A 6,392-nucleotide genomic window follows, 5' to 3' on the forward strand; every position below is an offset into this window, starting at 1 on the left:
GTGGAAGAAGACGAAACGTTATTTCCCGCTATGGATCTCGAAGAAGTAGACGTCACGGATCTGGTGGACAATATCCCATCGGCATCCAAATGGACCTACAAAATGGACTACCGAAACCGCAGGGCTGTCTTGGATGAAGCTGGTCGTCCGATCCGGACAACGAGCTATGAGGAATTTCTTGTTGAAACGGCCATGAAGATTATTTGGACTGAGCGATTTCAATATGTTGTCTATGGCGCTGACATCGGCGTTGAAAAATCGGAGTGGCCAGGCTGGGAAGACACCGAGATTATCCGTGACATTGAGGAAGCTCTAACAGCTCACCCTGAAATTGAGCAAGCAGAAGTGATATCTATGACACGTGTAGATCGTGGAACGGATATCACAATCCAAATTACAGGGCTTGCCGGAGCTGCCGAACTTAATGAGGTGATCGATACATGAGTTTGACGATTAATGATTTGCCTAAATTCCCGGTTGTTCCTGTGCTTGAAGAGACCCCGGATATGATTTATCAACGGTGGGTCAACCGGGCTATTACGTTGGCAAATGAAAGAGGGCTGCCGCCACCACCCGTTGGTGAAGGAGAATACTTTTACGACCTTTGGTATCCGATTGCTCAGGAATTAGCCGAACAACAGGAATTGTGGGGTTATGGTGTGCTGCAGTCAACTCCAATTTGGGCAGATGATGAGTTTCTGGATGCCCACGGCTGGGCTGATGGCATGGTTCGGAAAGAAGGCGAATCCAATGATGATTACCGTTTGCGGATTCTTGACCGGGCATTTACGGAGGAAGGGAACGGACGTCGCAAAGACTATGAATTGTGGGCCAAAGAGATTCAAGGCGTGGGTGGTGCAGTGGCGGTTGAAAAGGAACGCCATGACAATTCCGTTGATCTGTATCTGACTGATATGGACGGTCAGCCTATTACGCCAGCGTTTGCGGAGCAAGTCAAAGCGCTAATGTGGGAAGATTACCGCATTGCAGGCCACGACTTGGCAGTGCATCCAGCTCCGATTTTCCTTGTCACGGTGAAAGCGACTTTGGAAACATCGGAAGACCTGCAGCAGCTGGCTGAAACGATCCGGCAGCGTGTGGACAATTATGCCAACGGGCGCAGTAAGTTGCTATACAACTACATTGCTGCTCTCCTGCTCGTGCCAGGCGTGGAGAATTACAGTAACTTCACGCTTAACGATGATGTGCTGGACATTGATGTGCCCCCTGTATCGTTCCTGCAGGTCGAGGTGATTCTGTCATGATTCCTGTTCGGTACCGAGAAGTTCTGCCCCCGTATTGGTACGAAAACGAGGTAGCAGGCTGGCACTTTGGCGTGATGGAGGAAGAGATCGATCTTAGGGAATCCAAGATGGAAGAGCTGGTGAATCAGTTTCTGCTTCAGCGAGCAACCTGGGGGCTTGACCTTTGGGAATGGATTTACTTCCGAGCGGAACAAGTCGGTTCCATGGCGAACCGGCGCGAAGCGATCCGCAGAAAGAAGTTGGCCAAGAAGCCATTCAAGCTGCCAATCCTTCGACAAATCGGATCGCAGTATGGAAAGCTCCTGCAGGTGACAGAAGAGTTTCTGGCCAAAGAGATTCATTTTGAGTACGACAGCAGCTCCCCTATCAATGTGGCGGGGCTATTTACTGATTTCGAATATATTCGTCCTGTTCATATCAACCGTGCCGTTCCCGTTGTTAAGACATCAACACCTGCAATCACAATGGGGGGCAAGGGATATTCCTTCTCTTTAGACTTCCCCATCTGCGGGTTAGAAATGCCGCAGGAATTGGGGACAAGTGGTGTACTGGCTGTTGAAAACATTACAGTGGGCGCTGCCACATCTTACGCCCGAATCGACAGCCCGATTACTGGGTTTGAAATACCAATGCAAGGAGGGACAGCGTGATGGCAGAAGTAATTCAGCCTTTGATGCTTGATTATGCGGTAACGGATACAAATTCACATTTTGATCATGCCCTGGTAAACATTAGCGGTGAGTTGGTTGAATACCCAATTCATAATACGGTCATATCCGGGCGCACGATTAGGAAGTACGTTTTTCTAAACGATTCCGAGATGATTGGCAAGCAAATACTTGGCGCTTCGCTCATGGACGACCAGGGGCGAACATTAGCGAATCAAGCTCTTAATGTCATTAAGAATGATCGTGGATTCCTGATCGGCTTTGAGTTCAGTATCAAATTGGAGGTGAAAACCATTGTATAACAAACAGGATTGGAAAGATGAGATCCCCGACCTGACCAAGCCGATTATGGACCCTTCTACTGGAAAACAAAAGACTGATTCACAGACAGGTAGACCTTTGTTCGAGTTGGTCCAGGTAGGTACACGAATTACATCGACTCGCCTTAACACTATGGAAGATGGCATCGAAGCAGCTCATATTCTCGTCGAAAAGCTCGCCAAGGAGGCCATTGGTAATTTTGTTGTCCCATTCAATGGTGTAATGGGGTTGTCTTGCAGTGCCCAAGGATTAAAAGTTATTTGGACGGCTGGTGTGGCCTACGTGGGCGGAAGGAGATATGAAGTCCCTGCAGGCGAGATGGCATTGAACCCGACTCAAGGACAATATGTATACGTGGATGTTGATGGAGTTGTCAAAAAGACCTCATCACAAGCGACAGCTAAGTCTGGTTTGTCGCTTTTTTATGTGGCGACAGATACCAGTGGTGTTATCTCCACTTCGGACCAGCGGGTTAATGTAAGTTTGGAAGAGATTATAAAACGGATGGATAATGTGCAAATTCCTGATGCATCCCTGACGCAGAAGGGCAAGGTGCAGCTTTCCAACTCCATCTCCAGCACAAACCAAACCAATGCAGCTACACCAAAGGCGGTCAACGATGCTAGGCAGGACGCAATTACAAGGGCGCAGGCTATGGACGAAGAAACTGTAATTCCATTGGCAAATACAAACGCACAGACAATTGCTAATACAGTCGTTAACGATGTTAAAAACAACATTGCTGCAAACTTGATACCTAATTCAACAGGCTCTCTTGGTTTAATCGGTTGGACAAATGCTGCCGGGAACACAGTAGATTTCTCTGTTTTCACTGCACCAAGCGCAACAGTTGGTTATTATTTCTCACACAATTCATCTATGTTATTAACAAGCGACTCTTCCGTTTTGGAGACTGACGAAACCATTACTTTAAGCGCATCTGATTACACTTTCCAGATCACTTTTTACACAATTGGTTCGCCTGATATAGATATGTATGCGGAAATATACAACTCCAGCACTGGAACTGTTTTATGTAAAATTCCCGCCGATAAGAATGCTAACTGGCACAAGAAGTCAGCTTCATTCAGCGTTGCATCAGTAGTCAGTGTAAAGGTGAGACTTGCGGTTAAAGGGATTGCTCCAGTTGCAACAAGAGCCGCTACTAGACTTAAACTTTCTGTCGGCGGCAACTCAATCTACACAAACGAGGCAGACTGGTCACTGATGAGAAAAAAAATGCGTGCATTGTGGGGTGGGTTATAAATGTCCGATATAGTAAAAGTATTAGCCAGAGGCATCATGCAAGGAACCGTAGGCAGCCCGGCTACCGTTTATACAACAAACGGTAGCCGCACTACATTAATAAAATCTCTTTTGATATGTAACCCAAACTTCGCCCCAACAGAGGTAGTTGTCACAATATCAAATGTCTATTACATGCGATACACGCTGAAAGCTAATGAAACAATCCATGTGCCTATCGCTGATCAGTTTTTGATTACTACCGCTGACGCTGTGCGTATGGGTGCCAGCGCTAGGGCGGATTATTATTTGTGTGGAATTGAAATAGATAGTAGGGACAATTTAGGCCCGTATTACAATGTAAAAAGGATGGCAAGGACGAACATATCAAGCACCGAAGGAACAATAGTCAACTCGTCATCTATAAAAAGAATGATAAAGAATTTTGTTGTATGCAACACCTCATCAACGTCGGTAACTCTAAGAGTTAACATAGGGATCGTTAACATCCTATGGGACTATCAACTTAAAGGGTACGAAACATTGGTGATTCCGAGCATGGATTTAATACTCGAATCTGGAGATTCCATAACCGCTGTTAATTCATCCAATTCCTCACCCATTGCATTTCATGTAACAGGATTGGAGTTGGTATAATGCCTACTTTAAGTAATTTTTCACTCGGAAATTACACGTTGGGCGGACTGACAGACGGAATGATGAAATACGCAACGGGTGAAGTTACTTCCACTACTGCAACACTTTTATTCAATGATGTTAATTCATCATTCAATGCTTATGTCGCTTCAGTAAATGGTTTAAGCTTTAGACCGACACGTATTATTTTAAGGAATAAATCAGCACCAAGTAACAGGGGGATGATTGTTTACAACAAAGATACATTCGGGGCACAACCGTCATCCGCAGGAACTAACTATAACCTTGCAACATATTTGACTAGTAACGCAGGCACGGGATATATATTTAAGGTTTACGAAATAACCGGGGGTAGTTTTAATCAGGTGGGACAAGTCACGGATAGTGGTTTTAGGTTGCCTGTACCATCTGCTGGCGAGGTATATGTCTGGGAAATTTGGGGATGAGACAGGGATAAAAAAAGGGGCGTGACGTTGTGAGCCGTGGGAATTTTTATCTCGGTTCCGATTATAGAAAGGGGTGATACTCATCGTGAATAGATTTTGATGTACACGACCGGTTAAGGATCGTGTCTTTTTGTGTTGGTGGCAAATTCAATAAATTAAATAGATCGGGGATATGAAATTGGAAAACATGGGGAAATGGGCTTTGGCCGTCGGCAGCTGGGTGCTGTCTTATTTATTCGGGGGTTGGTCTGGAGTGCTGGGAGTATTGTTGGTGTTCGTGGTGTTTGATTACCTAACGGGTGTAGCCGCCGGTTGGATGTCAGGGGAGCTCAGGAGCAAAATTGGCCTTATCGGGATAGCCCGTAAGGTCTTTATTTTTGCGATGGTGGCGGTTGGCCACTTGGTGGATGGTATTCTGGGCGATGGCCATTTGTTTAGGGATACAGTGGCATTCTTCTATATTGCGAATGAGCTGCTGTCCATCACGGAGAACGGAGGCAAGATGGGTGCGCCTATCCCGGCTGTGATCAAGCAGGCCATTGAAGTGTTGAAGGGTAAAGGTGGCAACGATAACGATAAAGGAGCTGGTACAGATGCAAGCGCGTAAACAGGGCAATGCACAGGGCATTGACGTATCCCATCACAACGGCAACATTGATTTTAAAAAGGTGGCAGCGGACGGAATATCCTTCGTGTTTATTAAGGCGACGCAAGGTAAGTCCTTCAGGTCATCTAAGTTTCTGCAATTCGTCCGAGATGCCAAGGCGGCTGGCCTGCTGATTGGTGCATACCACTACGTTGACGACTCTGCCGGTAGCGTGGATGCTGCAAAAGCGGAAGCACAGAATTTCTACAGGGCTATCCAGGATGCTGGCGGGATTGGGGTGTTTGATCTGCCGCCAGTCATGGACTATGAATCAAACAAAAACGGTCATAGCAAAGCGACGATTACAGCCGTAGCGAAGACGCTTCTGGAAGAAGTCCACAAGCTGACCGGAGTTAAACCGCTGGTGTATACATACCCGGCGTTTATCGGCAACTTTACAGGCTTGTCCTCATATCCGCTCTGGATTGCCAGATACAGCACACAAACGCCTGCTGATGCATCCGGCTGGACCGGCTGGGACTTCTGGCAATACTCTGATGGTGCTGCAGGCGGATACTTGCCGCGTGGAAACCGTAAGGTTGACGGGATCAGCGGGGCAGTAGATTTGAACGAATTTGATGGGACTGTTGCGGAGCTAAAAGCCAGATATAAGAATGAACCTGTGAAGGAGGACAAGCCAATGACGCAAGAACGCGATATCAACGTGCCGAGCAAGTGGGCAGAAGCAGCGTGGGCAGAGGTGACAGCCAATGGATATTTTGATGGCACAAGGCCAGGGGCAACGATCACGCGTGAGGAATCGGCAATCGTGATGAACCGGCTCAGGAAGAATTTCCTGAAGCTTATTGCAGGGATTAACGGAAACTTGGCAGACATGGATGAGCGTTTGAAAAAGATTGAAGAAGAAGGATAATTGTGGTAATATGAAGTCAAATCCGATAGCATCGGTAAAAATCTCTCATTGGCAAACGCTGGTGAGGGATTTTTTTCTTTTGACGGATTGTCAAGCCAAGTGCGACAGTTCCTCTGAAAAGGATTCATGAGCGGTTCTCCACCCCAAGCATTTTCGTGGTCTGTGATTGATCAAGTCCAGAGCGTTTTCTAGAGCCTCATCCGTGATTTGGGCGAAATCCGTTCCCTTGGGGAAAAACTCTCGCAGGAGCCCATTGGCATTTTCATTCGA

General features: G+C 46.8%; 10 protein-coding genes. 9 read left to right on the forward strand and 1 reads right to left on the reverse strand.

The features are described from left to right. The 9 genes from DFQ00_RS11100 to DFQ00_RS11140 all read left to right on the forward strand — a co-directional run bounded on the left by DFQ00_RS11100 (window position 1) and on the right by DFQ00_RS11140 (window position 6,122). Window positions 1-444 (forward strand): DUF2634 domain-containing protein, encoded by a 444-nt coding sequence (locus tag DFQ00_RS11100; protein WP_244213784.1) that lies wholly within the window; start codon window positions 1-3, stop codon window positions 442-444. Then, window positions 441-1,265 carry a baseplate J/gp47 family protein gene (locus DFQ00_RS11105; RefSeq protein ID WP_110896532.1) on the forward strand — a complete coding sequence of 275 codons (825 nt, stop codon included), beginning with the start codon at window positions 441-443 and terminating at the stop codon, window positions 1,263-1,265. The genes DFQ00_RS11100 and DFQ00_RS11105 overlap by 4 nt, the downstream gene beginning before the upstream one ends. Then, window positions 1,262-1,915, forward strand: a complete 654-nt coding sequence (locus DFQ00_RS11110) for a putative phage tail protein (RefSeq protein ID WP_110896533.1) — start codon at window positions 1,262-1,264, stop codon at window positions 1,913-1,915. Before DFQ00_RS11105 ends, DFQ00_RS11110 begins: the two co-directional genes overlap by 4 nt. Beyond that, entirely contained in the window at window positions 1,915-2,235 is a 321-nt protein-coding gene (locus tag DFQ00_RS11115) for a hypothetical protein (protein ID WP_110896534.1), read from the forward strand. Before DFQ00_RS11110 ends, DFQ00_RS11115 begins: the two co-directional genes overlap by 1 nt. Further along, window positions 2,228-3,520, forward strand: a complete 1,293-nt coding sequence (locus DFQ00_RS11120; RefSeq protein ID WP_110896535.1) for a tail fiber protein — start codon at window positions 2,228-2,230, stop codon at window positions 3,518-3,520. The genes DFQ00_RS11115 and DFQ00_RS11120 overlap by 8 nt, the downstream gene beginning before the upstream one ends. Then, on the forward strand, window positions 3,521-4,156 hold the full coding sequence (locus DFQ00_RS11125) for a hypothetical protein (protein WP_110896536.1): 636 nt from the start codon (window positions 3,521-3,523) through the stop codon (window positions 4,154-4,156). It abuts the gene before it with no gap. Next, entirely contained in the window at window positions 4,156-4,602 is a 447-nt protein-coding gene (locus tag DFQ00_RS11130) for a hypothetical protein (RefSeq protein ID WP_110896537.1), read from the forward strand. Before DFQ00_RS11125 ends, DFQ00_RS11130 begins: the two co-directional genes overlap by 1 nt. A gap of 172 nt (window positions 4,603-4,774) precedes the next feature. After that, window positions 4,775-5,209, forward strand: a complete 435-nt coding sequence (locus tag DFQ00_RS11135; protein WP_110896538.1) for a phage holin family protein — start codon at window positions 4,775-4,777, stop codon at window positions 5,207-5,209. Next, window positions 5,196-6,122, forward strand: a complete 927-nt coding sequence (locus DFQ00_RS11140; RefSeq protein WP_110896539.1) for a glycoside hydrolase family 25 protein — start codon at window positions 5,196-5,198, stop codon at window positions 6,120-6,122. The genes DFQ00_RS11135 and DFQ00_RS11140 overlap by 14 nt, the downstream gene beginning before the upstream one ends. Window positions 6,123-6,212: 90 nt before the next feature. On the opposite strand, the gene DFQ00_RS11145 is transcribed toward DFQ00_RS11140, so the two are convergent. Further along, window positions 6,213-6,392, reverse strand: a 180-nt coding sequence (locus tag DFQ00_RS11145) for an IS30 family transposase (RefSeq protein WP_146236148.1), incomplete at its 5' end; no start/stop codon positions are given.

Source organism: Paenibacillus barcinonensis, from assembly GCF_003217495.1.
GTDB classification, from domain to species: Bacteria; Bacillota; Bacilli; order Paenibacillales; family Paenibacillaceae; genus Paenibacillus; species Paenibacillus barcinonensis.

What these genes read in the sequence shown, in the direction of transcription:
- DFQ00_RS11105 (WP_110896532.1), top strand. Translation starts at nt 441, where the DNA reads ATGAGTTTGACGATTAATGATTTGCCTAAATTCCCGGTTGTTCCTGTG.
- DFQ00_RS11110 (WP_110896533.1), top strand. Translation starts at nt 1,262, where the DNA reads ATGATTCCTGTTCGGTACCGAGAAGTTCTGCCCCCGTATTGGTACGAA.
- DFQ00_RS11125 (WP_110896536.1), top strand. Translation starts at nt 3,521, where the DNA reads ATGTCCGATATAGTAAAAGTATTAGCCAGAGGCATCATGCAAGGAACC.
- DFQ00_RS11135 (WP_110896538.1), top strand. Translation starts at nt 4,775, where the DNA reads ATGAAATTGGAAAACATGGGGAAATGGGCTTTGGCCGTCGGCAGCTGG.
- DFQ00_RS11140 (WP_110896539.1), top strand. Translation starts at nt 5,196, where the DNA reads ATGCAAGCGCGTAAACAGGGCAATGCACAGGGCATTGACGTATCCCAT.
- DFQ00_RS11130 (WP_110896537.1), top strand. Translation starts at nt 4,156, where the DNA reads ATGCCTACTTTAAGTAATTTTTCACTCGGAAATTACACGTTGGGCGGA.
- DFQ00_RS11115 (WP_110896534.1), top strand. Translation starts at nt 1,915, where the DNA reads ATGGCAGAAGTAATTCAGCCTTTGATGCTTGATTATGCGGTAACGGAT.